Annotated in this window: 1 protein-coding gene and 1 pseudogene; one reads left to right on the top strand and one right to left on the bottom strand. The window is 61.7% G+C overall.

Annotated features, from left to right (window positions below; translation table 11 throughout):
* Positions 1 to 629, bottom strand: a 629-nt coding sequence (locus tag FFK22_RS41830; protein ID WP_306770272.1) for an ABC transporter substrate-binding protein, incomplete at its 3' end; no start/stop codon positions are given.
* A gap of 361 nt (positions 630 to 990) precedes the next feature.
* Between FFK22_RS41830 and FFK22_RS41825 the strand changes: the two are divergent.
* Positions 991 to 1,193: pseudogene (locus tag FFK22_RS41825) on the top strand (OsmC family peroxiredoxin); the annotation flags it as partial.

Here is a 1,193-nt window from a genome sequence, read left to right as displayed (position 1 = left end):
GGCTCCTTGCCCAGCGTCTCGCTCTCCACGACGAAGGGGCCGGAGCCGATGATCCTGGTGGCGTCGCCCAGCTCGTCGAAGGGCCGCGCCAGGGTGGCCGGCGAGACCAGGCCCGAGCCGATCACCGAAGTGCCCTGCAGGAAGCCGGGCGACGGCTTCTTGAAGAAGAAGCGCACCGTCTGCGGGTCGACCACCTCGCTGCGGTCGTAGTTGTTGATGACCTCGGACACCGGCAGCTTCAGCGCCGGGTTGCCGCGGCCATAGGTGTCGTAGTTCTTCGCCACCGCGGCGGCGTCGAGCGGAGTGCCGTCGGAGAAGGTGACGCCCTTGCGGAGCGTGAAGGTGTATTCCGTGGCGTCGACGTTGACGGTCCAGGATTCGGCGATCCAGGGCTCGATCTTCAGCGTCTTTGGATCCTGCCAGGTCAGCTTGTCGGTGATCTGGTTCAGGATCCCGCCATTCGGATAGAAGCCGCCCGCCGGCGGGTACAGGTTGGTGTGGGCCTGCTGCTCCAGATAGATCAGCGTACCGCCGCTGACCGGCGCCTCGTCAGCCGCCAGGGAAGGGCTTGCAGCCAGCGCCGCGATCGCCAGGGTCAGCACACGGCCCAGATGGGTGTTGATCGGCAAGATTTTCCCTTCCGCATATGCATAATTGCCATGATTTTCGATTTTCTAACGTACTTTTGGCACGCAGAAATCCCGTATAGCCGGGCTCTCCGACCCGTCCCGCTTGTCCGGCACAATTCACCGTACACTGCGTATTTTTCATAAAAAATTACAAATTTTATGTGATCAATAGGGCCAACAAACGCCGCCGCGAGCGATAAACTCGGAAGATTCATGTTGTCTGAATCATAATTACCTAATCATACTGATCTTAAAGATAGTTCTACAAATTTTATCAGCACGTTTCGGAGAGCGCTCTTCCGAGACGCTGACGCCCCGCCCTGACGCCGCCGGGAGGGCCCCTTGCCGTGAGGACCAGAGGATGACCACGCTCAACGAATATCTCGACCAGAAGCGCGAGGCGATCGCCGTCCGCAAGGCCCATGTCGCCGCCGGCGAATCCGGCCCGAAGACGCCGACGGCGCGGGTGCGGGCCGAGGGGCGCAGCGGCGTCCGCCGCATCCGCATCCGCGACTTCCAGGTGATCAGCGACAGCGAGGCGGATTTCGCCGGCTACGACCTGGG

Origin of the sequence: Mycobacterium sp. KBS0706 (assembly GCF_005938675.2) — a bacterium.
In the GTDB taxonomy this organism is placed as follows: Bacteria; Pseudomonadota; Alphaproteobacteria; order DSM-16000; family Inquilinaceae; genus Inquilinus.
This window is presented reverse-complemented; position numbering and strand designations above follow the sequence as displayed.